Below are 26,490 nucleotides of genomic sequence, written 5' to 3'. Positions count from 1 at the left end.
GGAAGAAGATGCTTTATGGCTTCGCCACTGGACGTTCTCGGCGTGGACAACCCGGTTCTGGCCGCGCCGATGGCCGGCGGTCCCAGCACCCCCGCACTGGTCTTAGCGGCGGCCCGCGCCAACGGACTGGGCTTCCTCGCCGGCGGATACAAGACCGCTGACGCGCTGGCCGAACAGATCACCGAGGTCCGTGGCCACGGCATCACCTTCGGGGTCAACCTCTTCGCGCCGAACCCCCTGCCGGTCGATCCGGAAGCCTTCCGACGCCATGCCGCAGCGATCGCCCCCGAGGCCTGGGCCTACGAAATCGACGTCCGGGCGACGGAAATCGTCGAGGACAACGACCACTGGCAGGACAAGATCGACTTGTTGTTGTCCGAGCCGGTACCGGTCGTCAGCTTCACCTTCGCCGTACCGGACGCAGCCGTCATCGCCTCGTTGCGCGCCGCCGGAACCCTGGTCGTCCAGACCGTCACGTCCCCCGCGGAGGCCCGCCTGGCCGCGGATGCGGGCGTCGATGTGCTGGTCGTCCAGGCGTCGGCCGCCGGAGGGCACTCCGGCACGCTCACCCCGGAGCATGTCCCGGCCTCCGTCCCGCTGACCGATCTGCTGGCGCGGATACGGGCGGCGGTGTCGCTGCCGCTGGTCGCCGCGGGTGGGCTGGCTACCCCGGCCGAGGTGGCCGAGGCACTGCGCACCGGGGCCGAGGCGGTGATGGTCGGCACGGTCCTGCTGCGGGCGGACGAAGCCGGTACGTCACTCCCCTACAGGGCTGCGCTGGCCGACCCGGCGCGCCGCCGGACTGTGGTGACCCGGGCGTTCACGGGCCGGCCCGCACGGGCACTGGCGAACCGGTTCACCGATAACTACAGCGACCTCGCCCCTTCCGGCTACCCCGCCCTGCACCATCTGACCAGGCCGATGCGCCAGGCCGCCGCCGCAGCCGGCGACCCCGAACGGATCAATCTGTGGGCTGGAACCGGGTACCACCATGCCACCGCGGAGCCCGCCACCCGGATCCTGCGGAGGCTGGCCTCTCAGACCTGAACGCCTTTGGACACCGACACACGCCAAGCACCAGCGGTCCGGGCCACCGGCCACCAGGACCACGGCCCGTGGAGGTCCATTACAGGTGTGGGTCTGGCGGCGCTGCGGCTGCCTCTGGCTGTTCGCCCTCGGCTTTTCCCGGAGCCGTTGTTCGACCCGGGTTGTGTAGGCGTCCTCCTGAGCTTCGGGTTGCCATTTGCCACATTCCGGAATTCGGCCCACTCTCACACATGTGCGAAACACCTGGCTAGTGGCGAGCCCGCCGCCGCTGATCGGCAGGCCTCGCAACTCACCGGTCGGTCAGGCTTTTGCGTGCTCGTGGCCGGTATCGACCTCAGGCCGAAACCGCGGTGGCGGCTAGATGAGTGAGTCCGGGGTAGGGAGCGGTGCGGCAGACGACGGTGAGCAGATCCGCGCCCGTACCGTCCCAGCCCGAGCCGCTGGAGACCCATCGCTTCGTGCCGTTGATCAACCATTCCTCGCCATCGAGACGAGCGGTGGTGCGGACTCCTTCGGCAGGTGCTGCTACGTCAAAGTTGGCGCTGCCACCCGGTTCGCTGAAGCAGAACCAGGCCAGCGGTGCCTCGCTCTGCGCCAGGCACGGCGGCAAGAAGGCCTGGAGCTGTTCAGGGCTGCCCCCGAGCAACATCGGCAGCAGCCCCAGCAGTGTGGCGAACGTCGTCAGCGACACGCTGGGGTCTACGGCGTGCACCAATGCCATCTCGACCATGCCGTTGCCCTTCCCGCCAGCCTGGGCTGGGATGAGCTGTTGCAGCAAACCTGCCTGCACTAACTGCTCGTACGCGGATCGAGTGGCGGCGAACTGCTCCTCGGGCAGTCGGCAGGTGACGAACCTGCTCCGCCACCGGGCCAAGCACCTTCTGCGCCAGCTCACGCGTCGCCAACTGCAGCTCGCGCTGGTCTGCGGTCAAGGGTATTGCCGGAGGGTGCGTTCGAAGCGATGTAGCGCATTGGGATGGCCGAACAGCCCCGGCAGGCCGCCGGTGTGCCAGAAAACCGTTGTCTGGCCACGCAAGATCATGCCGTCACGTACGGCGGCGATTAGCCCCGCCATGGCGCGGCCGGTGTACGTGGGGTCGAGTACGACGCCCTCGGTACGAGCGGTCAGCTCGATCGCGTCTGCAGTGGCCTCGGTGAGATGGGCATAGTCCTCCCCGACTTGGTCGGTGCGGATATGCAGCCCTTCCGCCGTTATTGTCTGGCCGGATGTATCGGTCGCTAAGGAAGAAACGACGTTGGCTGGTTCTGCGACTGCGCCGGTGTCGATGCCGAGAACATGTTCGGATCCGAGAGCTGCGACGAGGCCGGCCATCGTGCCACCGGAGCCGAGGGCAACCACGGAGGTGTGAGCGCCGGGCAGCTGGCTTAACAACTCTTCGCCAGCACGGACGTACCCTTGCGCTCCGACTGGGCTGGATCCGCCGAAAGGAATGACGGCGGGGTGGGCGCCGTCCTTGCGCAGCTGGTTGGCGATGTCTCTCGCGATTTGGTCGAGCTGCTCGTAGGCAACGCTGCCGGCCCAATGCACGCGCACGCCGAACAGGGCATCCAGTGTGACGTTGCCGGATCGCGTTCCCCCGGGATATCCCGGAAACACAAGCACGACGTCCAATCCGAGACGTGCCCCGGCGGCCGCAGTTAGCCTAGCGTGATTGGACTGCGGTGCACCTACAGTCACGAGTGTGTCTGCTCCCGCCGCAAGTGCGGAAGCGACGGTGAACTCGAGCTTCCGCGTCTTATTTCCACCGCCACCGAGCCCGACCAGATCATCGCGCTTGAACCACAGATCTTCCTTGCCCAGGCCAAGAACCGCGGCTAGGCGCGGGGCAGGCTCTAGAGGACTGGGCCAGGTGCCGAGTGCAACGCGATGCGGAGCTGAACTGGTCGGGTCGGTAGCGGTCATGATGATCTCCTTACGGCGGTGGAAGGAATCAGGCGTCGACAGCCTTGGTGACGGCAGTCCAGGAGTCGAGTTCCGTCGCGCGTCAGTGCCGGCGGCCGTTCCTGGTCTGCGCCGGTGCCGCGGTGGCGTTGGGCATGACCCTGGTGCACGGGCTGCTGCTCGCGTTTGGAGTGGTCCTGGCAGGGATCGCGGCGTACCGGATCGACACTGCCGGTGTATGTCAACGGCTCTCCAGGGCATCGTAGGGCCCGGATCTGCGCAGGCCGGTCCACGACCTGTGCTCGGCCGGGCCCAACCATGTCTGCTGCCGCTCGGCGTCGACCTGCTACTGCTCGGCGTCGACGCGGGACACGTGGTACTGCCGGATCCGCCAGCCGCCGTCGTCCCGGGAGAGGACCAGCGACAGATGCACATGGGCTTCCCAGCCGTGCGCGTCGCTGAACGTGACGTCCGCGAATCCTCCGGCGACCTGCTCGCCGATCGTGTAGGTATGCAGGACCGTCACCTCGGCCCTTCGGCCGGCCGGTACGGCTTCGTAGTAGCCCCGCACGGCGTCCCGCCCCGTGCGGACGGCGGGTCCGAAGCCCTGGAAGAGGGCGTCGGGGGTGAACAGATCGGCCATGGCGTCGGGCTGAAGGCTGTCGAAAGCGGCCTTCCAGCGCCGCAGGACCTCATGCATCGGATGGCTCATTGCTTCGGCTCTCGTCTGTGCGTGTCGGCGGGCAGCGGCTTCCGCGGTGAGCGGTCGCGGACTGCGGCCGGGCGACCTCTGGAAAAATAGCCGACCGGTCTAGTACAAATTAGTCGAGCGGTCGTATACTTGCAACCATGGGACGGACCAGTGATGCCAGAGAGGTGATCCTCAGCGTCGCGCAGTCGCTCATCGAGCTGCGTGGTTACTCGGCGCTGGGCGTGGCCGAGATCTGCAAGACGGCCGGGGTTCCCAAGGGGAGCTTCTACTACTTCTTCGAGTCCAAGGAAGCTCTGGCCTTGACAGTGCTCGACGAGCACTGGGCCGGCCAGCGCCGCGAATGGACCCGCGTCCTGCGCAGCGACGCCGAACCCCTGCAGCGGCTGCGGCAGCTCTTCGGGGAGACCGAGGCGAGTCAGCGCGCGGGGCAGCAGAGCTGTGGCACCGTCTCCGGCTGCTTGTTCGGGAACCTTACGCTGGAGCTGAGCAATCAGACCGAAGCGATCCGTCGGCGCCTGCAGGAGATATTCGACGCCCAGGTCGACATGGTGGAGTCGGTCGTCGCCGAGGCGCGTGAGCGCGACGAGGTCACTGTCGCCGACCCCCGTGATGCGGCGCGATCCGTCGTGGCGCAGCTCGAAGGACAGGTGCTGCTAGCGAAGCTCTACAACGACACGTCCCAGCTGGGCGTCCTTTGGGCGAACTGCCTGGCCCTGCTGGGTGCCCGGATGCCGCAGGACGCAGCGGCCGAGGTATGAGCGCCGGTCCGCTGCCGGGGGCGATCGCTGCGGCATGGCGTCGGAAGGCTTCCGGATCGACCGGCAGGGGGTTCGGCGCGAAGAGGTTGACCCCGAAGGTGATGCCGTGGCCACGGACCTCGGTGATCTGTTCGGCCAGCGCGTCAGCGGTCTTGTATCCGCCGGCGAGGAAGCCCAGTCCGTTGGCGCGGGCCGCCGCTAAGACCAGTGCGGGGGTGCTGGGACCGCCGGCCATCGGCGCGGCCAGAACCGGGTTGTCCACGCCGAGAACGTCCAGTGGCGAAGCCTGGTTTCGCAGGCGCCCGCCTGGGGCGCCGCCTGCCTCCACGCTGTTGCACGGGGTGGGCGCAGCAGGTCCTCGACCCGTTCGGCACGGGCGTAGCGTTTGACGGTGTTCAGCGCCCAGCCCAGCCGCCGGGCGCATTCCAGCAAGCCCACCCCTTGGTTGAGGAGTTCGTGAACGGCGGCGAACCGCTCCCGCGTGCGCTCGGCTAGCGCCGAGTCAGCCGCGCGGGGCGTGGAGCTCCAGGACGCGGCGAAGGCCACGACACTCTTCTCCACTGCCGTGGCCAGGTTGTGCCAGAGGTGCCACCGGTCACTGGCCTGGACCGCTTTCGGGGCGGCCTGGCGGATGGCTTCGGCATAGGCTGCTGAGCCGTCACGGCAGACCACCTCGACACCGGGATGCTCACGCAGCCATGCGGCCACAGTGTCGGCTTTGCGGTCCGGGAGCACGTCGAGGCGGCGGTGGGTGACCGCGTCGATCAGCAAGGTCGCGTACTTGCGGCCCCGCCGGATTGCGAAGTCATCGACACCGAGCACCGCGACCGTCCCGACCTCGGGTTCGGGCAGCGCATGCACCAGCCGCAGCAGGGTGCTCCGGCCGGCCGCCATCCCCAGCCGAGCCGCCAGACGCGCCCCCGCCCTGCCCGCCAGCGCCAACCCGATGTGCTCCAATGCCGCGCGGCTCGGAGACGTCCTGCGGGCGTGCTTGGCAGTCAAGCCGTCGACCTGCTCGGCGAACGTCCGAATAGGACAGTCGAGGTCATCACAGAAGAACCGGCGCACCTGTAATCGCAACGTCACCGGGTGGCCGGCTACCGAGACATCGGCCAGCCCACGGTGATATCGGCTGTGAACCCGCCGCGACCGGCCGCCGCACGACGGGCAGACACCATCTTCAGCCTCGACACGCGCCCAGACCAGCACGCCCCGCTCGGCCCGCTCGACCTGCTCCACCACCACGCCGGTCAGGTGCGGCAGCAACACGTCCAGCCACTCGTGATCACACACCGACCATGATCACAAACTCCCCATCAGCCCCGGCGACCAGACCCACGAAGTTGATCACGCAATCAGCGACAGAGCCCAAAACTTGACAGCCCCACAGCGGTCGAACGCTATCAGTGAGCGCTTACTGGGCCCGGCGCCGGTTCATGGAGAACGGCGCCGGGCCTTCGGGCGGGGGTTGGTGGTCGAGCGCTGGCGATCGTCGGCGAGGCGAGCCTGCGCCGCGCCGGGAACCGGTCTTGGCCCAGGCGCGGGGGAATGCAGGGCCGGTCTTGTTGACTGCGGTGGCGGGAGCGACGGTGAGGAAGTGCTCGGCGTCGCTGATCAGCAGGGACTTGTCCGGCCTGCGTCGGCGCCGCCACGCGCGGGAGTGCTGGTCGTCGGGGAACCGATGATCGCCGACGGTGACCTCGAGGCGGGCGGCTTGGGCGCAGGCGCGTAGTTGCGCGTGCATGGTTTCCCGACTGCCGGTGTCGAGGATCTTGACCGTGCGAGCGTGGTTGAACCGGCCGTCGCTGCGCGGGCTGAACGTGCGGCGCACGTCGTAGATCGCCCACGGCACGGTGGCCAGGTACTCCTCGAACAGCGCAAGCACCCGTAGTGCTTCAAATAGGGTTCGCTGGCTGTGAGTTGGGGTTTCGTCGGGTCGTCAGGCTGCTTGGCGGTACTTGTTGATGAGTCCTGCCACGGTTTGTCGGTGTTCGATCCGAGCTGTCGGCAGCGGTATGGCGTTCGGGTCGTCGAGGGGTGCTCGTTGGTTGCGGGCTTGGGGGATGGGTGTTGAAGTGGCAGGCGTATTCCTGGCGGATCTTCTCCGCGTGACCTCTGTCGGAGATCAGCACTCGGTTGGTGCACTCCTCGCGAACGGAGCGTATGAATCGTTCCGCGTGCGGGTTGCAGTTGGGGCTGCGCGGCGGAATTTTCGTGACCGTGATGCCTTCGCTGGCGAAGATCGCGTCGAAGGCGGCGGTGAACTTCGCGTGGCGGTCGCGGATGAGGTGCGTAAATGTGGCGGCACGGTCGCCGAGCTGCCTCAGCGGCTGCCGGGCGTGTTGAGTGGCCCAGGCGGCGGTGGGGTGGGCGGTGACGCCGAGGATTTGTGAACGGTGCGGGTGCGGACTTCCATGACGAACAGGGCGTATAGCCGCTGCAGCCCGATAGTGTCGATGTGAAAGAAGTCGGTGGCGAGAAGACCGTTTGCTTGGGCTTTGAGGAACGCGGTCCATTCGCGGCGCGCCGTCTGTCGACGTTGCCCGGGACGGAATCCGGTGGCTCGCAGGGCGCGGCGGATGGTGGCTGCGCTGACCTTGTATCCCTGTCGGCGTAGTTCGCCGTGTACGCGCCGGAACCTCCAGCGGGAGTTGGCGGTGCCGAGCCGGATGATCAGGTCGCGAAACTTCTCGGATACCGGCGGGCGTCCTGGTGAGGGTGTCTGGGTCCACTTCTGTTTAACCAGGCGCCGTTGCCAGGTGAGCAAGGTGCGTGGTGAGACGATCCGGTGGCCGCGGAGTCGCTGAGGCAGGAGCCGAGCGAGCGCGGTCAGCAGCGCCCGATCCGGCCAGGCAGGCTTCGGCGCGGTGACCTGTCTGCGTGGCATCGTGACCTCGTGCCGCAGGATGAGCATTTCGGCGTTCTTCGTTGCGGTAGACCGGCGTAGCAGGGCGAGCCGCGCGAAGGTCCGTGCAGCGAGCAGGTAGATCATCCGTACGAGCACAAGGACGGATCATGCCGGACCACGGACCCAGGTCAGCAGCGCTGAAGGATTTCTGAAGCGCTACGCGGCACTGAGGTTGAGGCGTACTGCGGCCTATGGCGCTTGTCCTGACCGCCGGGCAGCCGGATCTCGGAGCGCTCCAGGCTCGCCCCGGCGTATACCCCTGCGACACGGCGACCGGGGACGTGGTCTGTGACTGGGCGTCCGAGGGCTACCGCCTGCCGACGGAGGCCGAGTGGCAGTACGCGTGCAAGGCGGGCACCACCGGCTACCGGTACGGGGAGATCGACGCCGTCGCCTGGTACGTCGGCAACTCCGGGGGGCGGGCCAACGACGTTGGCGGCAAGGCACCCAATGCGTGGGGTCTGCACGACACGCTCGGAAACGTCTGGGAGTGGTGCAGGGGGCTACGACGAGGCGGTCTACGGCTCGACCATCTTCCGCAGGAGCGGCTGGGCCGAGTCCCAGCGGGCGGGGCGACCGTGCGCCGCCGCAGCCACCCGACGTTCGCGATCGACGACCTGGGCTCAGGCTGGCCGACGGCGGGACCGGCTGATGCTCGCAGCTCCGTCCGCCACGACCAAGGCCCTCGTCTACCCCGCCACCGGGACGGCTACCTGGAACTCGCCCTGCCCACCAGCAGGAACCCGCCTCTGAAACAACGAATCCCTCATCGGGTCCAACCGGTGGATTCCAGGCAGATGGCTTGGCACAGAGAGCAAGGCCGTTCCGACGCCTTGGAAAGGCGTCGGAACGGCCTTGAACGTCATCGGATAGCACCTCAGGAATGGGTCGGCATCGCGAATTCCGCGCGCACCTGGCTGTCGTTGGGCCAGCGGGTGGTGGCGGTCTTGTAGCGGGTGTAGAACCGCACGCCTTCGGGGCCGTGGACGTGGTGGTCGCCGAAGAGCGACCGCTTCCAGCCGCCGAAGGAATGGAAGGCCATGGGCACCGGGATCGGTACATTAACGCCGACCATGCCCGCCTTGACCTTGGCCAGGAAGGTGCGGGCGGTGTTGCCGTCGGCGGTGAAGATCGCCGTGCCGTTGCCGAACTCGTGGTCGTTGACCAGCTTCAGAGCCTCGGTGAACGATTGGGCACGCACCATCGCGAGTACCGGGCCGAAGATCTCCTCGCGGTAGATCCGCATGTCCGGAGTGACGTGGTCGAAGAGCGACCCGCCGATGAAGAAGCCGCCCTCGTGCCCGGGGAACGGGGTCTGGCGGCCGTCGACGACCAGCTCGGCTCCTTCTTCGGTGCCCACGTCGAGGTACCCGGCCACCTTGTCCCGGTGAGCCTTGGTGACCAGGGGCCCCATCTCGACTCCGTCCTCGGTGCCGGGGCCGACCTTGAGGTCGGCGAGGGCGGCGACGAGGCGCTCGCGCAGGGCGTTCGCGGTCTCCTCACCGACGGGGACGACGACCGAGATCGCCATGCACCGCTCGCCGGCCGAGCCGTAGGCGGCTCCCATCAGCGCGGCGACGGTCTGGTCGAGGTCGGCGTCCGGCATGACGACCATGTGGTTCTTGGCGCCGCCGAGCGCCTGGACCCGCTTGCCGTTGACGGAAGCCGTCTTGTGGACGTACTCGGCGATGGGAGTCGAGCCGACGAAGCTGACCGCCTCGACGTCGTCGTGCGCGAGGAGCGCATCCACGGCGGTCTTGTCGCCGTGGACGACGTTGAACACGCCCTTGGGCAGTCCGGCCTCGGCGAGCAGCTTGGCGAGTTCCACGCTCAGGGTGGGGTCCTTCTCCGACGGCTTCATCACGAAGGTGTTCCCGCAGGCGAGCGCGACGGGGAACATCCACATGGGCACCATGGCGGGGAAGTTGAACGGCGAGATGCCCGCGACCACACCGAGTGGCTGGCGCAGGGACACCGCGTCCACCGCGCGGGCGACGTTCTCGGAGAACTCCCCCTTCAGCTGCTGGGGGATGCCGCAGGCGAACTCGACGACTTCGAGCCCGCGGACGATCTCGCCCTTGGCGTCGTCGAGCACCTTGCCGTGCTCGGCCGTGATGATCGCGGCCAGGCGGTCCGTCTCGCGTTCCACCAGGTCTCGGAACCGGAACAGGATGCGGGCGCGGACGTGTGGCGGGGTGACGGACCAGGTTTCGAACGCCTCGGCGGCGGCCCGGACCGTGGCGTCCACGTCCGCGGCCGTTCCCAGGGCGACGAGGCCTGTCACCTGGCCGGTGGCCGGGTTGTACACCTCGCTGCGGTGCTGGGCGTCGCGGTCGTCGAGGCGGCCGTCGATGTAGTGGTCAATGTGTGCGGGGGCGGTTGCTGTCGTGGTCATCGCGGCTCCTCAAGTGGCTGGGAATCAGACCCATTTCTAGGCGTAGATCCGGGAGTAGAGCTCCTGGATCTGGTCGGTGGTGGGCACGACGGGGTTGTTGGCAGGCGAACCGGAAGCAAGCGCCTGCTCGGCCATGAGGGGCGTCAGGCGGTTCCAGGCGTCCTGGTCGATGCCGTAGTTACGGGGCGTGGGTACTTCCAGGTCACGGCACAGGCTGCGGAGGGCGTCGACGAGCTTGTCGGCGGCTACGGCATCGCTGTCCGTGGTGGCCGCGGCTCCCAGGGAGCGGGCGCAGTCGGCGTACCGGCTGGGCGCCGCCTGCACGGAGAAGGCGGTCACCGCGGGGAACAGCATGGCGTTCGACAGGCCGTGGGCGACGTGGAAGTGGGCGCCGATCGGGCGGCTCATGCCGTGCACGAGGGCCACGCTGGAGTTCGAGAACGCGATGCCGGCCTGGGTCGCGGCGAGCATCATGGCCTCGCGGGCCTGGGCGTCCCCGCCGTCGGCGTAGGCGTGGCGGAGATGGCGGCCGATGGTGCCGATCGCGGTGAGGGCGAGGCTGTCGGAGAAGGGGTTGGCCTTGCGGCTCACGTACGCCTCGACGGCGTGGGTGAGCGCGTCGATGCCGGTGTCGGCGGTCAGCCGGGGTGGCATCGACATGGTCAGTTCGACGTCGACCACGGCGGCGAGCGGCAGGAACGCCGGGCCCAGGCAGAGCATCTTCTCGTCCGTGGTGCTGTCGGTGATGACGGTGAACTGGGTTGCTTCCGATCCGCTGCCGGCGGTGGTGGGGACCGCGATCACCGGGAGCGCCGGCCCGAGGTTGACGCGCGGCGCCTTGTGCTCGCGCATGTGACCGCCCTGCACGCCGAGCAGGGCGAGGGCCTTGGCGGTGTCCATCGGGCTGCCGCCGCCGAACCCGATCACCGAGTCCGCCTCGTGGTCGTGCAATGCCTTCAAGCCCGAGGCCACGGAGTCGGTCGTCGGGTCGGGCACGGTGTCGGAAAACAGCCGCGGGCGTAGCCCGGCCTTCTGCAGCGTCGCCTTCAGGTGTTCCGCCGCGCCCGTCCCGACCAGGAACGCATCCGTCACAAGGAGAGGGCGGTTCAGCCCCAGTCCCATGATGACGTCGCCCAACTCGTCGGCGGCGCCGCGGCCGACGCGCATGATCCGTGGCAGAGACAGGCTGGCAACCATGGAGAACCTTTCAACGGTGGGAGGAAGGGGAGGGTGGCTAGGTGCTCCGGCCGGGGCTGTTCGACTGTGACACCCGCGACGATGTGCGTTCAATCGCCAATGACGCAGACGAGATGTGCAGAAATGCAGATAGGGTGTTCCCGTGCACCCCCGTTCCCGCCCAGCCGCCGGGGATCCGGCCCCGCCTCCGCAGGCGGACCGCAGCAGGCTCGATCCGCGCTGGCTCCGCGCGGACGATCTTCGCTACCTGCTCGCGGTCGCCCGTACGGGGCGTCTGGTGGCCGCGGCCGACGCACTCGGCGTGGACCACACCACCGTGTCCCGCCGTGTCGCCGCATTGGAGAAGAGCCTGGGCTTGCGGCTGATCGAGCGCGGTTCGGAGGGCTGGGCCCTGACGGACGCCGGTAGGGCCGTCTCGGAGAACGCACGCGCGATCGAGGAGGCCCTCGCGCGCGTCGTCGACGCAGTGTCCGGTCAGGACGCGCCGTCACTTCACGGCACCGTGCGGGTGAGCGCCCCGGACGGCTTCGGCACCGTCGTCGCCACGCCCGCCCTGACCCGGATACGCCGACGCCACCCCAGTCTCCAGGCTGAACTGATCACGGCGACCCGGCAGCTGGCCCTACATGCGTCCGGCTTCGATCTCGCCCTGGCCATCGGCAGACCGTCGGGGAGCCGCCTGGAGACCGAACACCTCACCGACTACACGTTGGGGCTGTACGCCAGCGACGAGTACCTCGCCCGGTGCGGGTCCCCTGGGACACTTTCCGACCTGCGAGAACACGTGCTGATCTTCTACATCGAGTCGATGCTCCAGGTCGGCGACCTTGACATCGAACGCCATCTGCCGGGATTCACCCCCGCCTTCTCCTCCACGAACGTCTTCGCCCAGCTCGAAGCCACCCGCCTGGGGGCGGGCATCGGCGTGCTGCCGGCGTTCCTGGCCCACCGGGCCCAGCTGCGCCGGCTGCTGGCCAACGAGGTCGACATCCGACTGCCGATCACGCTGGCCGTGCGGCGGGAAGCGGCCACCCACCCCGCCGTCCGGGCCGTGCGCGACGCCCTACGGCAGGAGGTCGCTGACCGCACCGCAGAGCTTCTCCCGGAATGACCCCGGCCGGCTTCCCGGCCGCATGGGACCGCTGCTCACGAGCCTATTTCCGACGCGTTATTCCCCGCACACCCGTTGACGTTGCCTCTGAGGGCAAGGCTTAGCGTCCAGCCATCCCGCTGAGACATAAGCCGGAAGGTCCCCTTTACACATGGACAACGTCACGCCCTCCCGCGAAATCCCCAACACAGTTCCCGTTCCTGTTCTCGATGACAAAGACCGCGTCGAAGGTCGCGGTCGGAGCACTCGTCGGCAACGCCCTTGAGTGGTACGACTTTTTCCTCTTCATCACTGCCGCCGCCATCGTCTTCGACAGCAGTACCTCCTGATGTTGCTACTGGCGCAGGAGCACTTCGACGCATGGGCTGGCGCATCCCCTTCCGCGCCGCGCTCCCGCTCTTGCTGGTCGCCCTGTTCAACAGGCTCATCGGTGGCCTGCTGAAACCCCGCCTGAGCATCGACGAGCCCGACCCCGAGGACGTCCACCACACCTTGTGGTTCTCCGGGGCGGCCAAGGTGGTCGAACGTCTGACGCCCCGGCAACGGGGGCAGCTCGACCCGTGGCTGGCCGCGATCAGCCGCACAGGCGTCACGACCACCGCCCTGGACTATCTCGAAGCGATGGTCCGGCGGGCAGCACTGTGCGAGCGCACGGCCACCTTCCAGGAGTAGTACGACCTTCTGGTCACCCCAACCGTGCCGATCCCCGCCTTCCCGGCCGGGCAGGACACAGCGGACGGTGCCCTTGCCAAAGACCTCATCCGCACTGGTCATGCGGCATGCCGGTACTCGTGGAGGATGCTGCCGAGGCGATCGTGCCTTCGTATGTCGAGTCGGTTGATCTGTTCGGGGTCGCTGATCGGTTGGGGGAGTGGGCATAGCGGACGGGTGTTGGCGATGCCGTGATGGGGTCGATGTTTGTTGTAGAACCTCTCGAACTCACGTAGGGCGTGAAGGAGATGGCGCTGGTTCCAGATCAGCGTGCGGTCTAGCCGCTCTCGCCTGCATGTCTGCACCCATCTCGCCATGGTGGAGTTCATGCGGGGCACACGGATTCCGGTGAGCACGACCTTGATGCCCGCGTCCTTGAGGATCGCGTCGAACAGCGCGGGGAACTTCCCGTCCCGGTCTCTGATCATGTATCGCGCTCGGCAGCTGGTGTCTTCGAGGTCCATGACGGGATTCCTGGCGGCTTGTGTCGCCCAGGACGCGGTCGGGTGCGGGCTGTTGCCCAGGATCTGGATTCGCCGGGTGGTGTGCTCGATGACGGCGAGCACGTGCGCTCTCGCTCCGGATGGAATGACGGTTTCGAGGAAGTTGCAAGCTAGCAGGGCGTCGGACTGGGAGCGCAGGAAGTCCACCCAGGTGCTGGAGTTCCGTTCGGGTGCCGGGTCGATCCCCGCCTCCTTGAGGATTTCCCACACGGTCGAGGCGGCCACTGTGACGCCCAGGATGAGCAATTCGCCGTGAAGTCGGCGGTATCCCCAGCTTGGGTTCTCTTTTATCAGGCGCAGCACCAAAGCCCGGACGGATCGGACGGTGCGTGGCCGGCAAGGGCGCTTTGGTTTGGAAAGGGCAGCGTGGCGGCGTGCGACGAGGTCGTGGCGCCAGCGCAGCACGGTGTCCGCACCGGCAGCCGCAGCCTGCGCAGCACGTTCCGTGGCAGCCGGCGCGGTAGCGCTGCCAGAAACGCTCGATCAGCTGGGGCGAACCGCACCCTCTCTTGACCGAGCTGATGCTCTAGCACTGTGATCTGATGGCGCAAGGCGAGAATTAGCTTTGCGCAGCGCGCTCGTACTCGTTGATCAAGCCCCCCAGGACCGGTCGACGCTTGATCCGCTCATGACTGAGGTTGGCAACTGGGTGGCTTGGTCGCGGTGGGCGGAGTTCGCGGGCGCGGTGTGGTCGACTGCCGTTGTAGTGCCGGACGTAGTCCGAGAGCACCGCACGCAGGTGCCGTTCATCAAAGATCAACAGGCGGTCGGTGAGTTCGGCTCGGACAGTGCGCACGAACCGTTCAGCAAAACAGTTCGCCCGCGGGCAGCGCGGGGGAGTCTTGGCTACGCGGATGCCTACATCGGCGAGGACCGCATCGAACGACGCAGTGAACTGGCCGGCCCGGTCCCGTATGAGGAATCGGAATTCGGCGATGTGATCGCCAAGGTGCGTTAGCAGGTTGCGGGCCTGCTGAGTGGTCCATGTTCCGTCCGGGTTCGTGGTCGTGCCCAGCAGGTGCACGCGCCGGCTGCTGACTTCCAGCACGAAGAATACGTAGACTCGTTTGAGGGTGACCGCGCAGTCGACGTGGAAGAAGTCGCATGCCAGCATGGTCGAGGCTTGCATGCGCAGGAAATGCCGCCAGGTCGTATCCGTGCAACGGAAGTGGCACTGGTGGGATGCGTAATCGTTTGAGGACGCGTCGGATCGTCGAGGCACCCACTCGATAGCTGAGCTTGAGTAGTTCACCTTGGATTCTCTGGTATCCCCAGGTGGGGTTCTCCTTGGCCATGCGTTCGATCAGCACTGCGATGGCGTCATCGAGGGGCGGGCGCCCGGTGTGGTTGGGGTACGTCCACTTCCTGGTCACCAGGCGACGATGCCAGCGCAGGACTGTGCCTGGGGTGATCAATCGGTGCGCCCGTAGCGCTTTCGGCAGCAACCGGATCAGCGCGGCGAAGACGGCCCGGTCGGCCCAGTTCATCCGGGGTTTCGGGTTGGTTCTGCGTAGTATGGCCACTTCGTGGCGAAGTACCAGGAGTTCGATGTCCTTGGACGCTGGCGAACGGCCGAGCAGCCACAGCCAGCCCACAATCCGCACGAAGATCAGGTAAAGCAGGCGTAGTGACATGGCCCGCGATCATGCCCTGTCTGCCGGGGACACCGAAATATGCAGCTCGCAGCCCATGAACCGACTTATGGAACCCCGCAGGCCGTGGCCGTTCTCGCGACCGCGCTGGCCGTGCTGACGGCGATGGGGCTGATGACGCCGGCGGTTCTGCTGTTGCCGTTGTTCTTCCTGGAGTGCGGCCAGACGTTGACCGGTCCTGCGTGGCAGGCCCTGCAGCCTGAACTCGGTGCCCGGGAGCAGATCGCCGCAGCTGCGGCGCTGGGCGCTATGAATGTCAACGTCGCGCGGGCGATCGGCCCGGCCCTCGCCGGGGTGATCGTGGCGCTGTTCGGTCCCAGTCTCGTGTTCGCGGTGAATGCGGTTTCGTTCTTGGGAATTGTGGCGGTGCTCGGGTCTTGGAAACGACTTCCTGCCGACCTGCCGCAACCCCCGAACGGCTCCTGCCCGCTCTGCACGCCGGTGCTTGCTACGTGCGTTACGCCTCGGTGGTGCGACGAATCCTGCTCCGAGCTACCTTGTTCATCCTTCCGGTCAGCGCCACCTGGGCCTTGCTGCCGATCGTGAGTAACCAAGCCTTGCATCTCGGCGCGGCTGGTTACGGGATCTTGCTGGGGACCTTGGACTCGGAGCAGTTGCCGGCGCATCGACGTTGTCCCGCGTGCGGTCTGTCCTCACGGCAAACCAGCTGTTGGCCCTGTCAGTCCGCGGTGTTGTTCGCCGCCGAGGTGGTGCTGCCCGCAGTGGTGTCCATTGTGGATGTGTCCATCGTTGTGCTGTTCTTCGCCGATTACGCATGGTGTCGACGTTGAACTAGGCAATGCAACTTTCCTTGGCCGCTTGGGCCCCTTGAGTTCCGCGATCACGTCACCAGCCTCAACGACGCCCAGATCGTGCCCGAACCGAATGGCGAGATGGTGGTGCGGATCGGCACTTCTCCGGAGCTTGTCAACCGACTCGACCCCTGCGGTCACCGGGAGGGCATCATCTGCGTCCGCTACCTCGAAGGCACCCCGAATCCGGTTGATCCCCAAGCCCGCGTGGTGAGCAGCGCGGGCGCGTAGCGCAGTTGACGATACGCGGAGGGGCGCCGCACAGCCTCGCAGGAAAGCCCCTCCGCGTGGTGACGACCCGGTCGGAAGTCGTTGCGACAGCACGTGTTGACCGTCTCTCCGAGTGACGACTAAGGGGTGGGGATGGTCAGGATTGTCGTGCGTCAGGCTTTGTTGCTCAGGGGTTTTGCAGGGTCCTGAGCAGGAGGTATGACGATGAGCCGTCCCCCGGTGTTGCCGGCTGAGGACAAGATCCGGATCGTGCTGAGTGTGTTGTCCGGCGAGAAGACCATTGCTGAGGTCGCGCGGTGGAAGGCCCAGTTCCTCGAGGGCGGCCGGGCCGGGATCGCTGAAGGCGGCACGGCTGGGCCCTCGAGTCGTGAGGAGCAGTTGCAGACCCAGATCGAGGAGCTGACCACGGCCTTGGGTGAGGCTCATGTCGAGCTGCGGGTGTGGAAGAAATCCGCGGAGCGGCTGGCCCCTTCGAGGACCTCGAGGTGATCCGCCAAGACGCGGCGATGCCGGTCTCGAGGTTCACCGCGTTGATCGGCATCCCGCGCCGCACCTACACCCGCTGGATCATCAAAAGCCGGGCCGGGAACCCGCCCAAAGGTCCGTGGCCGGCACCAGTGGTGGAAGCCGTCGAGCCGATCGTGGAGAAATACGCCCAGGACTGGCCCGCCTGGGGTCACCGCAAGATCCACGCCCTGATGCGCGCCGACGGCTACGACGTATCGGCGTCTACTGTGGAACGTGCGAGCGGAGTCGGTCAGATGACGGCGCCGCCGTTGGGGCTGATGACCTGACCGATCAGGTAGTGGGCGCCGGCCAGGTAGACGACGAGCGAGGCGTATTCCTCAACGGTGCCGAGCCGACCGAGCGGGCAATGTTGCCACAGGCGGTTGCGGCCTTCTTCGCCGATGTCGTCCAGGTAGGAGTTGAACTCTGGGGTGGCCACTCCGCCAGGGGCCATCGCGTTGACGAAGATGTTGGCTCCGGCGACCTCCGCTGCCACCGACTTGGTGAACGCGATGACGGCACCTTTGGTGGCGCTGTAGTGCGGGCTGTGCGCGCTGAGGTCGGACAGTCCGGCGACGGAGGCGATGTTGATGATCTTTCCGTCGTGTTGGGGCTCCATGAGCTTCAGCGCCTCGCGGGTGCAGTAGAAGACTCCGTGGACGTTGACGTCCCAGTAGCGGTGCCACTCCTCATCGCTGATCTCGCGGGTGAATCCCAGCGACTGGCGTGGCATGGGCGTCGACATGTACGCGTAGTGCTTGTTGCGCCGTGCGGTGTCACTCTCGCGGCTGGGTGTCAGTGCCGCATTGTTGACCAGGGCGTGAACGGTGCCGAAACGTTCCGCCACTCGTTCGAACATGGTCCGAACCTCGGTGCTGGAGGAGACGTCGCACCGGATCGCGAGGCACTCACGACCGTGGGCTTCGATCGCTTCCCTGGCGGCGGTGAGCGCGGTCTCGTTCACGTCGCAGATGGCGACCGTCGCGCCGGCCGCGGCGAGCGCCACCGCGCACGCTCGGCCCAATCCAGGCCCCGCCCCAGTGACGAGTGCGATCCTTCCGGACAACTCCATGAGAACCTCCGGTAGGTCAGACGGCGGTAGCGCGCCGGTCAGGCGATGGCACCGTGCGGGCCAGGATGCTTCTGGTGGATCGGTGCAGCCCGGGAGCGGCGAACCGGCTTTCCCCGGCTGGTTTGGTGCGGGGTGAGCGTCTGGCGGTTGATGGGTTACCGCGGGCGGGTCGCCTGGTCGGTACGGCGGAGTTCCCGCTTGAGGATCTTGCCTGTGGCATTCGTGGGTAGGGCGTCGCGGAACTCGACGAGGCGGGGGTATTTGTAGCTGGCCATTGTTGATCGGGCCCAGTCGGTGAGGGCTTCCTCGGTGATGTCCGCGCCTGGGGTGGGGACTACGTAGGCTTTGATCTCCTCGCCGTGGCGGTGGTGGGGGATGCCGACGACAGCGGCCATGCTGACAGCGGGGTGGGCGAGCAGGACTTCTTCGATCTCGCGCGGGTAGACGTTGAAGCCGCCGCGGATGATCACGTCTTTTGCGCGGTCAACGATGTAGAGCCAGCCGTCCTCGTCCCGGCAGGCGAGGTCGCCGGTGCGCAACCAGCCGCCGCGCATGACCTCCGCGGTCGCGTCTGGGCGGCGGTAGTAGCCCTTCATGATGTTGTGCCCGCGGATCGCGATCTCCCCGGTCTGCCCCGGCCCGACCGGGGTCCAGTCCGGTGCCACGAGGTCTACCTCCACACCCCAGATCGGCACGCCGATGGACCCTGGCCGTACCCGGGTCCCACGGGGGGAGAAGGTTGCCACCGGGCTTGTTTCCGAGAGCCCGTAGCCCTCGCGGATCTCCAATCCGTAGGTCTCGGCAAACCTGCGGTGGATCTCCACCGGCAGGGCCGCGCCACCGGACACGGCGATCCGGAGGTTCCTCGCGACGGCGGACACGTCCGCATCGGCGGTATCTTCGCCGAGCAGGCCCCAGTACATCGTCGGGACGCCCGCGAAGAAGGTCACCTCGTGGCGTCGTATGAGCGCGAGCGCGCCTCGGGCGTCGAACCGTGGCATCAAGACCAGGGTGGACCGCGCGGCGAGCCCGGCATTCAGCTGCACGCTCTGGCCGAAGGAGTGGAACAGGGGCAGAGCGACCAGGTGGACGTCGTGCTCGACCTCGCCGAACAGCTTGTGGCAGGTCAGCGCGTTGAAGATCATGTTGGCGTGTGTGAGTTCGGCGCCCTTCGGCCGGCCGGTGGTGCCGGACGTGTACAGGATGATCGCGCTGTCGCCGGGCTCTGCCACTACGGTGTCGAAGGCAGCGGGCTGCGTGGTGAGCGCGTGGGCCAGGTTCTCGCTTTCACCCGCAGAGGGCGTTGCGCTCGGCGGCGCCGTTGGGTCGCCGGCGATCAGGAAGAAGTGCTCGCAACCGTCCGTGTCATCGAACGCGGAGCGGCCTTCGCGGCCAAGCGGGAGCTCTGCACCGCCTTCGAAGCAGAAGTACGCCCTCGCATCGGAATCGGCCAGGTGGTAAGCGATCTCGCGGCGCTTGAGCAGGACATTGAGCGGAACCACCACAGCCCCGGACTTCAGGATCCCGTAGTAGACCACCGGAAACCACGCAATGTTGGGACATGACAGCGCCACCTTGTCGCCCTTGACGATTCCTCGCGACGCCAACAGGTGAGCGACCCGATTGGCCGCTGCGTCAAGTTGTCGATACGTCAACCGCTGCTCGCCCGACACGACCGCCACCCGGCCGGGCACCGACCGGGCACTGTCCTCCAACACGATGGCGAGGTTGAGCATCGAGAACTCCAGGGTCTTTCGCAGTATGGGTGGCGAGCGCAAGCACCCGCTGCGGAGAGCTGTTGGTGTTTGGCGTGCAGTGCGCCGTTGTCGCGTTCTCGGCGCACGCCGCGCCACGGGCTTGGCGCGATTGAGGAGAGGTTCTGGTGCGCCGGACCGCCCCGGCGAACGGGAACGGTCCGACGCACCCACGAATTGATCGAGCGGGGTCGGCCGCGCGGTCCTAGACCAGAGCGCGGGCATCCCCTACCGGAGACTCCCCGGCGGTCCCAGTGGTGCCGGATTCGTGGACCGACGGCATGCCGACGGGCTTCACCGGCGCACGATGGCGCAGCGGGACACCCCGCTCACCAGCGCGACGGTTCGGCGGCAGACCAAGGTAGGTGAGTGTCTCTTCGGCAGTGGACCAGTACTCGCCGATCCGGTAGATCCGCTTGGCTTCCTCGGCGCTGGCCACGTCGCGTCCCAGCTCGTTGGCGATGCGGACGATCTGTTGGACCTGCTGTACGGAGGTGATGCGCTCCTTGCGGGGCGCCCACAGGTTGTCCTCGATGCCGACCCGGACGTGCAGGCCCAACGCGATGGCGATGGTGTTCATCGGCAGTGTGGAACGCATGATGCTTTCGATGGTGAGTACCGCACCGTCTGGGCTGCGACGAGCGAACTCGACCAGGTCCGCGGGGTGCAAGGCCGCCGCTCCGCCGCCGATGGCGACGTAGTTGAGATTGAGTGGGCCAGTGTAGACCCCGGCTCGGATCAACCGCTCCACGGTTTCCAGTGAGGGCAGGTTTCCGAGCATGAAGTGCGGTTGGATTCCGTTTTCGGTAAGCCGCTTGAGATGTTCGAGGTAGAACTCCGGGCCGGCCTCACTGACCATGTCCCGGTATGCCTTGTAGAGCTGCGGGTTCTGCATGGAGGTGCCGGCGATGTCGTCCTGGGTCAGCAGTTCGACGATGTTCATCTGGCCGGTGTTGATCGCGATCGTCACCTGGTCCGGCTTGGGGTCGAGTTCGGCCAGCAGGTGCCGGGTGTCGTAGTCGAGCCACTCCGCGGCTTCGCCCTCGTCCTTGGGCGCGAACGAGATGGACCCGCCGACCTGCAGGATCATCTCCGGCACGGCCTCCCGCAGCCGGGCGAGCATCTCGTTGAACATCGACAACCGCTTGGACCCGCGTCCGTCCAGCTCGCGAACGTGGATGTGCAGCAGTTGGGCGCCGGCGTTGTAGCAGTCAACGGCCTTCTGGACCTGTTCATCCATGGTCACCGGGATGTCGTCGGAGTCACCGGGCAGCCATTCGGGGCCGTACGGGGCGACCTGGATGACCAGCTTCTCCTGGTTCTCCGGCAGCAGCGAGTCGTCGAGGAAATGCATGTCCTGCCTCCTTCTTGGGGTGGGTTTCGTGGTTGTGGTGAGTGCTCAGTCGTCGGTGCGCTGCTCGCGTGCTGCGAGCTCCTCGGCGAGGATGGGGACGCCGATGTTGCACGCGTGGATGCCGACGAGCGTCGCCAGCTTCAGGACCTCGAGGATCTCCGCACGAGTGACGCCGAGTTCCAGTGCCGCCCGGATGTGCCGGCGCACCCCGGGGGCGTACATGTGCGTGGCGGAAGCGTCCACGGCGATGCAGAGCAGTTCGATGACCTTCGGGTCCAGCACTCCGCTCTGCCAGGGCTGCATGCCAGTGGCCATGAACTGCTCGGTCCAGGCCGGATCCCACTCGTAGAGCTTGTCCCACAACGGGTTCCAAGCGCCGCGGGCGCGCATCTGGTTCAAGATCCCGGCACGGGTCGGCTCGCTGTCGGTGTTCATCCGTTCAACTCCGTTTCTCGGGTGAGGGGTGTGGTTGCCGCCGATGCACTGCCGGTCACGGCGGCGAGATCCCTGTCATAGGTCCGTGAGCCCAACCAGAAGGCCGCGGCGGCGGCGACACAGAACAGGGACATGACCGCGAGCGCGGTCTGCAGGCCGAAGCCGTCCGAGAGCCACCCGGTGAGGATCGGACCGACCGCCAGACCAAGCAGGTTCTGCACGAGAACCACCATGCCGCCCGCGGTGGCCCGCAACGAGGGGTGCACGACATCGATCACGGCGGCCGGGGCTGTGCCTAGCGCGGTGGCAAGCGGGAATCCGGCCACCAGGATGAGGGTGAACTGAAGGCCGCCGGGAGCCAGCGCGCCCAACGCGGTGCACAGCAGCACCGCAGTCACGGCTGCCAGCACCGAAGGGACAACCAGCTTGTGAGCCGGGCGCACCGCGGCGCGGCGGTCGGCGAGATAGCCGGACGAGATAGCACCGATGAAGCCGGCCAGGATCACCATGGCGGCCCACATGCCGGCCCTGTCGGTGGCCAGACCGTAAGCCCTTCCCAGGTAGCTGGGCAGCCAGGTGTACATAGTGGACAGCACCATCAGGTTCAACGCCCCACCCGCGTAGCACGCCATCGCCGTGCGGGGACGAACCAGCTCACCCAATGTCAGCCACATCCCTGGTCGGGCCGTGGCCGTCCTCGTCCCACCAGCGCGCTTCTCGGCGCCCGCGGGAGCTTTGGCGGCAAGAACGGGCGTGCGGTAGTCGCGCACCCTCAGGAACAACAGCGCCAGTACCAGGCCGGGAATACCGAAGAGGGCCAAGCTGATGCGCCAGCCCCAGTGCACGACAGCCAGGCCGCCGAGTAGGACACCCAGGACCGCTCCAAGCGGTCCGGCCGCCTGGAACGCACTCAGCACGGTCGCGCGCAACCGCTGGGAGAAGTAGCTGGACAGCAGTGCTCCGCCGGCCGCTCCATAGCCCGCCTCGCCCGCGCCGAGCAGCGCCCGAGCCGCGAACAGCTGCGCGTAGTTGCCCGACACGGCACACGCGATCGTCGCAAGGCTCCACAAGCAGCCCATCGCAGAGATGGTCTTCACCCGGCCCCAGCGATCCGCCATCCGCGCGGTGGGCAGCGCGGCCACGGCTATCACGATCGAGACCACCGACATCAGCGCACCGAGCGCGGTGTCCGACAGTCCCCACTCCGTCTTCAGGTAGGGGAACGCCGAGACGATGATTTGCCGGTCGACGTAGTCGGTGACAGCCAATGCGAACGCCATCGCGAACACGCCCCACGCATAACGCCGGGAGACGAGATGCGCCGCCGAACCGGAAGTGTCCAAGATCAACGGTGGATCGCGGCGCCACGACAACCTGACCATGCGCATCCTCCGGGTTCACAGCCCGCTCCGGTGTCGGGATAGCCCGAAGATTAGGCGCGATCAACCGAGGGTGCTTGACCTGACGTGGCAGAATACTTGACATTCTGTGGCATCTGGAGGTGCCTTGTGAGACCGCTTGTCCGCAACGCCGCGCTGAACGGCTACCTGGAACTCACCCGCACCCTGAGCGTCGACCCGCTGCCACTGCTGAGATCGGTCGGCTTGCACGCCACCGACCTGGCCGTGCGCAACAAATGGATCTCCGCCGACGCGGTCGCTGAGCTCCTGGAGCTGACCGCGATCGCGACCGGTCGAGACGATTTCGGTTTGAGACTCGCCGAAGACCGGCCGTTCTCAAATCTGGGCCCCGTCAGCCTCGCTGCACGCGAGGAGCCGGATGTGCGCAGCGCGCTGGAGATGATCACGCGCTACCTGCACCTGCACAACGAGGCACTCCGGATCCGGATGGTCGAAACCAACGGCCTTGTCATCATCAAGGTGGACAACGTCCTGGGCACTCTCGCCGAATGCCGCCAGGCCACCCAACTAATCGTGGGCGTCATTCTCTGCAACATCCGCAGCCTCACCGGCCACGGCTGGAAGCCGGTCGCCGTCTGCTTCAGCCACGACAGACCGGCAGACCTCGCCACCCACCATCGCGTGCTTGGCTGGTCGATCCGCTTCGGTGAGGAGTTCAACGGCGTCGTCGTGTACGCCAGTGATCTTGACGTCCCCAATACCCTTTCCGACCCCCTGCTGCGACCTTATGCCCGGCAGTACCTCGAAGCGATCGCGTCCCCGCTACCCGCTGCCGACGTCGACCGGATCCGGGACCTCATCGAAGCATTGCTCCCGACCGGACGCTGCTCACTCCAGCAGGTCGCGCACAGTCTTGGAGTTGACCGAAAGACCGTGCACCGACACCTCGCCAGGTTCAACGAAACATTCTCGTCGGTCCTCAACTCCACCCGCAGGCAACTCGTCCAGCAATACATCAGCTCCCAGAGCCGCCCCCTGACCCAGGTGGCAGAACTGCTCGGCTTCTCCGCACTCAGCACCTTCTCCCGCTGGTTCCGCTCTGAATTCGGCTCAAGTCCCAAGGCATGGCGGTCCGCTCGCCAGTACAACGGCATCAACAAGCCCCCTGCTGCGACGGGTTGAAAGGGCTTCCCAATGCCAGCAATGAGGTGTGGCCGCAGCGCGTGCTGCGCGGGTAACGGGCCCGTTGGCCGCGCGCAACCGCGGCAACCGCGCGGCGAGCCGCTACGTAGTGATCAGGTAGCCGGCGCCGGTGATCGCCAGGCAGGTCATGGATGGTACCGCGGCGTCAGGCAACACCAAGTACACCAGGAAGCCGGTGATCGTCCAGCCGACAGCCAGCCAGTTGAAGCCGGACCAATACCAGTACCGACCGTCCTTTGATGGCCGCCCGGTCTACTGCCACAACTGGTGTGGCACCCGCAGTTATGTCCGCGGCACTGCGCCGCTGGCACCGGGGCCGCGCATCGTGGAGATCCAGTTCGACTACGACGGCGGTGGACTCGGGAAGGGCGGCACTGTTCATCTGTTCGTCGATCGGGTCGAGGTGGCGGCATGCAGACTTGAACACACCGTGAGCCATCAGTTCTCGGTGTCCGAGACCATGGACGTGGGCTGTGACCGGGGCACCCCAGTGACCGACGAATACCCGACGCTACCGAGTCAGAACCGATATCGAGGTCGTCTGGAACAGGTGAACATCGCGCTCGGTCGGAATGGAGAGATGCCCAGTGAGGAGGAGCGGCACGACGCGGCGATGATCGAGCAGTGAACTGACGCGGCCAGGCCGAATGCCGGAGCCCGGCTGGCGGTGAGCTTCGGGTGTGCGCCCGGTAGAAGCGGTCGAAGATGCGCCGGAGGCGTCGGCTGGGATGCCGGGGCCGTCCGCAGCTGCGCTGACAGAGCGTTCAGCGAAGTCGGAAACCGTCGAGCCAAGCGTGCCAGCAGCCACCGTCAACCAGGCAGGAAAGCTCAAGCGGGCGAACCTCTGATCACCTGGACGCTGGTGTGGGCAGTACAGCACCTCATGATTACCTGCCCACGCAACCCTTCCAGAGCGCGGAGATGGTCGCCAGCGCTAAGAACACACAGTCGGGCTACACGCGGGATCTCGCAGCGTTCCTGACCGCTGAGGTCAGCCGGGCGATCATCACCATGTGCACCGGTGTCGCCCAGTGGAACCGCGCTGAAGGCGAACTCACTCCGCGCGAGCTGGCGGAGAGGTACTTCGCCATGGCTCGGATGACGGTGGGCGCGCCGTAAGGGCGGCAGCGTTCTGAACGCCTGAAACTCCAGGTCAGCGAGATCGCTAGCATCACGCACATCGTTTTGACTCGCCGATAAGCGAATCCCTTCACCGCTAACGGATGGGCAAGGTGCACGTGCGCCCTGGCCTCTGCGAGGACATCGGCGGCCCAGTACCAGCCGTAGGTCGCTTCCAGCACCACCTCGAGGTCGGTGCCGGCCTTGGCGATTTCAGCCGCCAGAACCAGCGGGTCATTGTCGACGCGGGTGACCGCCAGTCGCTGTCCCGCTGGGTTCTGCCGCACGATCACCGACCGGCGTCGGTGGATATCGATGCCGACGAACTGTTTGCTGTCATGCTCAGACACAAGGGCCTCCTTCGTCGTGTGACGTGAGCACCCGAGCATCCTCCGGACCCACGAGGAGCGGAGGCCCCGCTCCTTCATCGCATCAGGGCGATGTTGATGCCTACCTTTTTGACACAGGGCGCGGGTCTGCATCCGCAAGACCCGGCCACCAACCAACGCCACTCCGCGCCACGATGACGTGCTGGATCACGTTCAACACACGTTGGCGGTCCGCCTTGATCGGGCGTCGGTGGTGCCCGGCGAGTCCGGCGCCACCGAAGGGTTTCCGCACCGCGCACGGCCGATGGGTCCGTGCCGCACGCCGCAGCCGGGAACGAACTGGCTGCCAGGGCTGGGGTGGACATTGAGCGCGCGGTGGCGTGCGTGGTCGGTGGCGGCGGCCTCGGGGACATCGCGATCGCCTCCGGCCACCAGCGATTCGCAGTGATGATCATTAATCGGGATGGTGCAGGCGGCGCGGTTCACCGGCAACTGGCTGGCGCGCAAAGCGCCACTGTAGTGACGGCGGTGCGTTCCAGACCAGTCGTCTGCGCACTGTGCTGTCTTGTGCCTTGGCGGCCGGTCAGTCGTTCGCGAGCACCGGGCTGCCGGTGAGCTTCACACCGGCCTTGCGCAACTCTTGTACGGCCGCGTCGGTGGTCTTCGCGGCGACGGCCGCAGTCAGGTCGAGCAGGACCTGCACTTCGAAGCCCTCGCGGACCGCGTCCAGGGCCGTGGCCCGCACGCAGTGGTCGGTGGCGATGCCGACGAGGTCCACCTGGCGGACGTCGTGCTCGCGCAGCCAGTCGGCCAGCGGGCTGCCGGGCTCGTTCACGCCGTGGAACCCGCTGTAGGCGGCTGCGTAGTGTCCTTTGTGGAAGACCTCGTCGACGGCCCCCGATGTGACGGCGGGCGCGAAGTTCGGATGGAACTCGCTGCCTTCGCTGCCCGCAATGCAGTGGCGAGGCCAGGAGTGCACGAAGTCAGGTCGCTCGGAGAAGTGATCGCCCGGATCGATGTGGTAGTCGCGCGTGGCGACGACGAAGTCGTAGCCGGTTTGCCGGTCCACGAAATCGGCGATGGCGCCGGCCACATCCGCGCCGCCGGTCACCGGAACGCTGCCGCCCTCGCAGAAGTCATTCTGCACGTCGATGACGATCAAAGCTCGGCTCACGGGGTATCCGCCTTTCATGGCAGGGGACGGGTCGGTGCGGGTTGGACGTGACGGGCACGTCCGCGCGATACCGGGACGGGCAACGCTCGGACCACAGCGAACAAAATCTAAAGGAAAACTACGAATGGTGCTGAACAGGATGCACTAAGGGCGTGTCTCATTTGGATCTTGGTCGGGTTTGCGGGCATGATCTTGGTTCGTGGTTGATGAGCTGTCGCGGAGGTTGGTGCCTGATGAGCTGT

Annotated in this window: 33 protein-coding genes and 1 pseudogene; 15 read left to right on the top strand and 19 right to left on the bottom strand. The window is 66.8% G+C overall.

Features of this window, described 5'->3' with window-relative positions:
• Positions 1–15: 15 nt before the first annotated feature.
• On the top strand, positions 16–1,047 hold the full coding sequence (locus tag AB0I53_RS23605; protein WP_358606690.1) for a nitronate monooxygenase: 1,032 nt from the start codon (positions 16–18) through the stop codon (positions 1,045–1,047).
• A 334-nt stretch (positions 1,048–1,381) separates the two neighbouring features.
• On the opposite strand, the gene AB0I53_RS23600 is transcribed toward AB0I53_RS23605, so the two are convergent.
• On the bottom strand, positions 1,382–1,942 hold the full coding sequence (locus AB0I53_RS23600; protein WP_358606687.1) for an acyl-CoA dehydrogenase family protein: 561 nt from the start codon (positions 1,940–1,942) through the stop codon (positions 1,382–1,384).
• A 33-nt stretch (positions 1,943–1,975) separates the two neighbouring features.
• Entirely contained in the window at positions 1,976–2,971 is a 996-nt protein-coding gene (locus AB0I53_RS23595; RefSeq protein WP_358606684.1) for a D-cysteine desulfhydrase family protein, read from the bottom strand.
• A 47-nt stretch (positions 2,972–3,018) separates the two neighbouring features.
• On the opposite strand from AB0I53_RS23595, the gene AB0I53_RS23590 reads away from it, so the two are divergent.
• A complete protein-coding gene (locus AB0I53_RS23590; protein WP_358606681.1) occupies positions 3,019–3,216 on the top strand; it encodes a hypothetical protein in 198 nt (65 codons plus the stop codon).
• 80 nt (positions 3,217–3,296) lie between these two features.
• On the opposite strand, the gene AB0I53_RS23585 is transcribed toward AB0I53_RS23590, so the two are convergent.
• Positions 3,297–3,650 (bottom strand): SgcJ/EcaC family oxidoreductase, encoded by a 354-nt coding sequence (locus AB0I53_RS23585; protein ID WP_358606678.1) that lies wholly within the window; start codon positions 3,648–3,650, stop codon positions 3,297–3,299.
• A 149-nt stretch (positions 3,651–3,799) separates the two neighbouring features.
• Here AB0I53_RS23585 and AB0I53_RS23580 point away from each other — a divergent pair, with 149 nt between their 5' ends.
• The gene (locus AB0I53_RS23580; RefSeq protein ID WP_358606675.1) at positions 3,800–4,420 is read left to right on the top strand and encodes a TetR/AcrR family transcriptional regulator; all 621 of its coding nucleotides are present in this window, start codon (positions 3,800–3,802) and stop codon (positions 4,418–4,420) included.
• A 73-nt stretch (positions 4,421–4,493) separates the two neighbouring features.
• On the opposite strand, the pseudogene AB0I53_RS23575 reads toward AB0I53_RS23580, so the two are convergent.
• The 5 genes and pseudogenes from AB0I53_RS23575 to AB0I53_RS23555 all read right to left on the bottom strand — a co-directional run.
• Positions 4,494–4,655 (bottom strand): annotated as a pseudogene (locus AB0I53_RS23575) (nitronate monooxygenase); the annotation flags it as partial.
• Positions 4,619–5,713: an ISL3 family transposase gene (locus AB0I53_RS23570; RefSeq protein WP_358606672.1), complete on the bottom strand. Its 1,095-nt coding sequence runs from the start codon at positions 5,711–5,713 to the stop codon at positions 4,619–4,621. The gene AB0I53_RS23570 and the pseudogene AB0I53_RS23575, both read right to left, overlap by 37 nt.
• A gap of 121 nt (positions 5,714–5,834) precedes the next feature.
• A complete protein-coding gene (locus AB0I53_RS23565; RefSeq protein ID WP_358606669.1) occupies positions 5,835–6,305 on the bottom strand; it encodes a hypothetical protein in 471 nt (156 codons plus the stop codon).
• A 10-nt stretch (positions 6,306–6,315) separates the two neighbouring features.
• The gene (locus AB0I53_RS23560) at positions 6,316–6,645 is read right to left on the bottom strand and encodes an integrase core domain-containing protein (RefSeq protein ID WP_358606829.1); all 330 of its coding nucleotides are present in this window, start codon (positions 6,643–6,645) and stop codon (positions 6,316–6,318) included.
• A 98-nt stretch (positions 6,646–6,743) separates the two neighbouring features.
• Positions 6,744–7,412 carry a hypothetical protein gene (locus AB0I53_RS23555; protein ID WP_358606835.1) on the bottom strand — a complete coding sequence of 223 codons (669 nt, stop codon included), beginning with the start codon at positions 7,410–7,412 and terminating at the stop codon, positions 6,744–6,746.
• A gap of 107 nt (positions 7,413–7,519) precedes the next feature.
• On the opposite strand from AB0I53_RS23555, the gene AB0I53_RS23550 reads away from it, so the two are divergent.
• Positions 7,520–8,281: an SUMF1/EgtB/PvdO family nonheme iron enzyme gene (locus AB0I53_RS23550; protein ID WP_358606666.1), complete on the top strand. Its 762-nt coding sequence runs from the start codon at positions 7,520–7,522 to the stop codon at positions 8,279–8,281.
• Here AB0I53_RS23550 and AB0I53_RS23545 read toward each other — a convergent pair.
• Both AB0I53_RS23545 and AB0I53_RS23540 read right to left on the bottom strand, forming a co-directional pair.
• Positions 8,206–9,723 carry a CoA-acylating methylmalonate-semialdehyde dehydrogenase gene (locus tag AB0I53_RS23545; protein ID WP_358606663.1) on the bottom strand — a complete coding sequence of 506 codons (1,518 nt, stop codon included), beginning with the start codon at positions 9,721–9,723 and terminating at the stop codon, positions 8,206–8,208. The genes AB0I53_RS23550 and AB0I53_RS23545 overlap by 76 nt on opposite strands.
• Before the next feature lie 36 nt (positions 9,724–9,759).
• A complete protein-coding gene (locus tag AB0I53_RS23540) occupies positions 9,760–10,920 on the bottom strand; it encodes an iron-containing alcohol dehydrogenase (RefSeq protein ID WP_358606660.1) in 1,161 nt (386 codons plus the stop codon).
• A 142-nt stretch (positions 10,921–11,062) separates the two neighbouring features.
• Between AB0I53_RS23540 and AB0I53_RS23535 the strand changes: the two genes are divergently transcribed.
• Both AB0I53_RS23535 and AB0I53_RS23530 read left to right on the top strand, forming a co-directional pair.
• Complete coding sequence (locus tag AB0I53_RS23535) at positions 11,063–12,031, top strand: LysR family transcriptional regulator (RefSeq protein ID WP_358606657.1); 969 nt, start codon at positions 11,063–11,065, stop codon at positions 12,029–12,031.
• A gap of 360 nt (positions 12,032–12,391) precedes the next feature.
• On the top strand, positions 12,392–12,703 hold the full coding sequence (locus tag AB0I53_RS23530; protein WP_358606654.1) for a hypothetical protein: 312 nt from the start codon (positions 12,392–12,394) through the stop codon (positions 12,701–12,703).
• Positions 12,704–12,801: 98 nt separating this feature from the next.
• Here the strand turns inward: AB0I53_RS23530 and AB0I53_RS23525 are convergent, their stop codons facing one another.
• Both AB0I53_RS23525 and AB0I53_RS23520 read right to left on the bottom strand, forming a co-directional pair.
• Positions 12,802–13,650 (bottom strand): integrase core domain-containing protein, encoded by an 849-nt coding sequence (locus AB0I53_RS23525; RefSeq protein WP_358606651.1) that lies wholly within the window; start codon positions 13,648–13,650, stop codon positions 12,802–12,804.
• Positions 13,651–13,804: 154 nt separating this feature from the next.
• On the bottom strand, positions 13,805–14,374 hold the full coding sequence (locus AB0I53_RS23520) for an integrase core domain-containing protein (RefSeq protein ID WP_358606648.1): 570 nt from the start codon (positions 14,372–14,374) through the stop codon (positions 13,805–13,807).
• Between the two features lie 544 nt (positions 14,375–14,918).
• Here AB0I53_RS23520 and AB0I53_RS23515 point away from each other — a divergent pair.
• From AB0I53_RS23515 to AB0I53_RS23495, 5 genes are all read left to right on the top strand, one after another.
• Positions 14,919–15,443, top strand: coding sequence for an MFS transporter (locus tag AB0I53_RS23515; protein ID WP_358606646.1), 525 nt, complete (start codon positions 14,919–14,921; stop codon positions 15,441–15,443).
• The gene (locus AB0I53_RS23510; protein WP_358606643.1) at positions 15,350–15,688 is read left to right on the top strand and encodes an MFS transporter; all 339 of its coding nucleotides are present in this window, start codon (positions 15,350–15,352) and stop codon (positions 15,686–15,688) included. The genes AB0I53_RS23515 and AB0I53_RS23510 overlap by 94 nt, the downstream gene beginning before the upstream one ends.
• Before the next feature lie 81 nt (positions 15,689–15,769).
• The gene (locus AB0I53_RS23505) at positions 15,770–15,940 is read left to right on the top strand and encodes a hypothetical protein (RefSeq protein ID WP_358606640.1); all 171 of its coding nucleotides are present in this window, start codon (positions 15,770–15,772) and stop codon (positions 15,938–15,940) included.
• A gap of 204 nt (positions 15,941–16,144) precedes the next feature.
• The gene (locus AB0I53_RS23500; RefSeq protein WP_358606637.1) at positions 16,145–16,429 is read left to right on the top strand and encodes a transposase; all 285 of its coding nucleotides are present in this window, start codon (positions 16,145–16,147) and stop codon (positions 16,427–16,429) included.
• Positions 16,426–16,734: a hypothetical protein gene (locus AB0I53_RS23495; protein ID WP_358606634.1), complete on the top strand. Its 309-nt coding sequence runs from the start codon at positions 16,426–16,428 to the stop codon at positions 16,732–16,734. The genes AB0I53_RS23500 and AB0I53_RS23495 overlap by 4 nt, the downstream gene beginning before the upstream one ends.
• Here AB0I53_RS23495 and AB0I53_RS23490 read toward each other — a convergent pair.
• The 5 genes from AB0I53_RS23490 to AB0I53_RS23470 all read right to left on the bottom strand — a co-directional run bounded on the left by AB0I53_RS23490 (position 16,698) and on the right by AB0I53_RS23470 (position 22,444).
• Positions 16,698–17,519, bottom strand: coding sequence for an SDR family NAD(P)-dependent oxidoreductase (locus AB0I53_RS23490; protein ID WP_358606631.1), 822 nt, complete (start codon positions 17,517–17,519; stop codon positions 16,698–16,700). The genes AB0I53_RS23495 and AB0I53_RS23490 overlap by 37 nt on opposite strands.
• Positions 17,520–17,674: 155 nt before the next feature.
• Positions 17,675–19,255, bottom strand: a complete 1,581-nt coding sequence (locus tag AB0I53_RS23485) for a long-chain fatty acid--CoA ligase (RefSeq protein WP_358606628.1) — start codon at positions 19,253–19,255, stop codon at positions 17,675–17,677.
• A gap of 223 nt (positions 19,256–19,478) precedes the next feature.
• A complete protein-coding gene (locus tag AB0I53_RS23480; RefSeq protein WP_358606625.1) occupies positions 19,479–20,627 on the bottom strand; it encodes a 3-keto-5-aminohexanoate cleavage protein in 1,149 nt (382 codons plus the stop codon).
• Between the two features lie 45 nt (positions 20,628–20,672).
• Positions 20,673–21,062, bottom strand: coding sequence for a carboxymuconolactone decarboxylase family protein (locus AB0I53_RS23475; protein WP_358606624.1), 390 nt, complete (start codon positions 21,060–21,062; stop codon positions 20,673–20,675).
• Positions 21,059–22,444 carry an MFS transporter gene (locus AB0I53_RS23470; protein ID WP_358606621.1) on the bottom strand — a complete coding sequence of 462 codons (1,386 nt, stop codon included), beginning with the start codon at positions 22,442–22,444 and terminating at the stop codon, positions 21,059–21,061. The genes AB0I53_RS23475 and AB0I53_RS23470 overlap by 4 nt, the downstream gene beginning before the upstream one ends.
• A gap of 84 nt (positions 22,445–22,528) precedes the next feature.
• On the opposite strand from AB0I53_RS23470, the gene AB0I53_RS23465 reads away from it, so the two are divergent.
• The 4 genes from AB0I53_RS23465 to AB0I53_RS23450 all read left to right on the top strand — a co-directional run bounded on the left by AB0I53_RS23465 (position 22,529) and on the right by AB0I53_RS23450 (position 25,122).
• Entirely contained in the window at positions 22,529–23,605 is a 1,077-nt protein-coding gene (locus AB0I53_RS23465) for an AraC family transcriptional regulator (RefSeq protein WP_358606618.1), read from the top strand.
• A 130-nt stretch (positions 23,606–23,735) separates the two neighbouring features.
• Positions 23,736–24,254, top strand: a complete 519-nt coding sequence (locus AB0I53_RS23460; RefSeq protein WP_358606616.1) for a hypothetical protein — start codon at positions 23,736–23,738, stop codon at positions 24,252–24,254.
• Positions 24,255–24,547: 293 nt separating this feature from the next.
• Positions 24,548–24,745, top strand: coding sequence for a hypothetical protein (locus AB0I53_RS23455; protein WP_358606613.1), 198 nt, complete (start codon positions 24,548–24,550; stop codon positions 24,743–24,745).
• A 104-nt stretch (positions 24,746–24,849) separates the two neighbouring features.
• Positions 24,850–25,122 carry a hypothetical protein gene (locus AB0I53_RS23450; protein ID WP_358606610.1) on the top strand — a complete coding sequence of 91 codons (273 nt, stop codon included), beginning with the start codon at positions 24,850–24,852 and terminating at the stop codon, positions 25,120–25,122.
• A gap of 165 nt (positions 25,123–25,287) precedes the next feature.
• Here AB0I53_RS23450 and AB0I53_RS23445 read toward each other — a convergent pair whose 3' ends face one another.
• Both AB0I53_RS23445 and AB0I53_RS23440 read right to left on the bottom strand, forming a co-directional pair.
• On the bottom strand, positions 25,288–25,581 hold the full coding sequence (locus AB0I53_RS23445; RefSeq protein WP_358606608.1) for a hypothetical protein: 294 nt from the start codon (positions 25,579–25,581) through the stop codon (positions 25,288–25,290).
• Positions 25,582–25,657: 76 nt separating this feature from the next.
• The gene (locus AB0I53_RS23440; RefSeq protein ID WP_358606605.1) at positions 25,658–26,248 is read right to left on the bottom strand and encodes an isochorismatase family protein; all 591 of its coding nucleotides are present in this window, start codon (positions 26,246–26,248) and stop codon (positions 25,658–25,660) included.
• Positions 26,249–26,490 lie beyond the last annotated feature (242 nt).

The organism is Saccharopolyspora sp. NPDC050389, from assembly GCF_040655595.1.
Classification (GTDB): Bacteria; Actinomycetota; Actinomycetes; order Mycobacteriales; family Pseudonocardiaceae; genus Saccharopolyspora.
This window is presented reverse-complemented; position numbering and strand designations above follow the sequence as displayed.

Bases quoted from the DNA above. Each gene is read 5' to 3' on its own strand.
- AB0I53_RS23470 (WP_358606621.1), bottom strand. From the start codon at position 22,444: ATGGTCAGGTTGTCGTGGCGCCGCGATCCACCGTTGATCTTGGACACT.
- AB0I53_RS23455 (WP_358606613.1), top strand. From the start codon at position 24,548: ATGGTCGCCAGCGCTAAGAACACACAGTCGGGCTACACGCGGGATCTC.
- AB0I53_RS23480 (WP_358606625.1), bottom strand. From the start codon at position 20,627: ATGCATTTCCTCGACGACTCGCTGCTGCCGGAGAACCAGGAGAAGCTG.
- AB0I53_RS23515 (WP_358606646.1), top strand. From the start codon at position 14,919: ATGCAGCTCGCAGCCCATGAACCGACTTATGGAACCCCGCAGGCCGTG.
- AB0I53_RS23530 (WP_358606654.1), top strand. From the start codon at position 12,392: ATGGGCTGGCGCATCCCCTTCCGCGCCGCGCTCCCGCTCTTGCTGGTC.
- AB0I53_RS23490 (WP_358606631.1), bottom strand. From the start codon at position 17,519: ATGGAGTTGTCCGGAAGGATCGCACTCGTCACTGGGGCGGGGCCTGGA.
- AB0I53_RS23450 (WP_358606610.1), top strand. From the start codon at position 24,850: ATGGGCAAGGTGCACGTGCGCCCTGGCCTCTGCGAGGACATCGGCGGC.
- AB0I53_RS23540 (WP_358606660.1), bottom strand. From the start codon at position 10,920: ATGGTTGCCAGCCTGTCTCTGCCACGGATCATGCGCGTCGGCCGCGGC.
- AB0I53_RS23500 (WP_358606637.1), top strand. From the start codon at position 16,145: ATGAGCCGTCCCCCGGTGTTGCCGGCTGAGGACAAGATCCGGATCGTG.
- AB0I53_RS23555 (WP_358606835.1), bottom strand. From the start codon at position 7,412: ATGATCTACCTGCTCGCTGCACGGACCTTCGCGCGGCTCGCCCTGCTA.
- AB0I53_RS23585 (WP_358606678.1), bottom strand. From the start codon at position 3,650: ATGCATGAGGTCCTGCGGCGCTGGAAGGCCGCTTTCGACAGCCTTCAG.
- AB0I53_RS23545 (WP_358606663.1), bottom strand. From the start codon at position 9,723: ATGACCACGACAGCAACCGCCCCCGCACACATTGACCACTACATCGAC.
- AB0I53_RS23520 (WP_358606648.1), bottom strand. From the start codon at position 14,374: ATGCAAGCCTCGACCATGCTGGCATGCGACTTCTTCCACGTCGACTGC.
- AB0I53_RS23485 (WP_358606628.1), bottom strand. From the start codon at position 19,255: ATGCTCAACCTCGCCATCGTGTTGGAGGACAGTGCCCGGTCGGTGCCC.
- AB0I53_RS23550 (WP_358606666.1), top strand. From the start codon at position 7,520: ATGGCGCTTGTCCTGACCGCCGGGCAGCCGGATCTCGGAGCGCTCCAG.
- AB0I53_RS23580 (WP_358606675.1), top strand. From the start codon at position 3,800: ATGGGACGGACCAGTGATGCCAGAGAGGTGATCCTCAGCGTCGCGCAG.
- AB0I53_RS23475 (WP_358606624.1), bottom strand. From the start codon at position 21,062: ATGAACACCGACAGCGAGCCGACCCGTGCCGGGATCTTGAACCAGATG.
- AB0I53_RS23595 (WP_358606684.1), bottom strand. From the start codon at position 2,971: ATGACCGCTACCGACCCGACCAGTTCAGCTCCGCATCGCGTTGCACTC.
- AB0I53_RS23605 (WP_358606690.1), top strand. From the start codon at position 16: ATGGCTTCGCCACTGGACGTTCTCGGCGTGGACAACCCGGTTCTGGCC.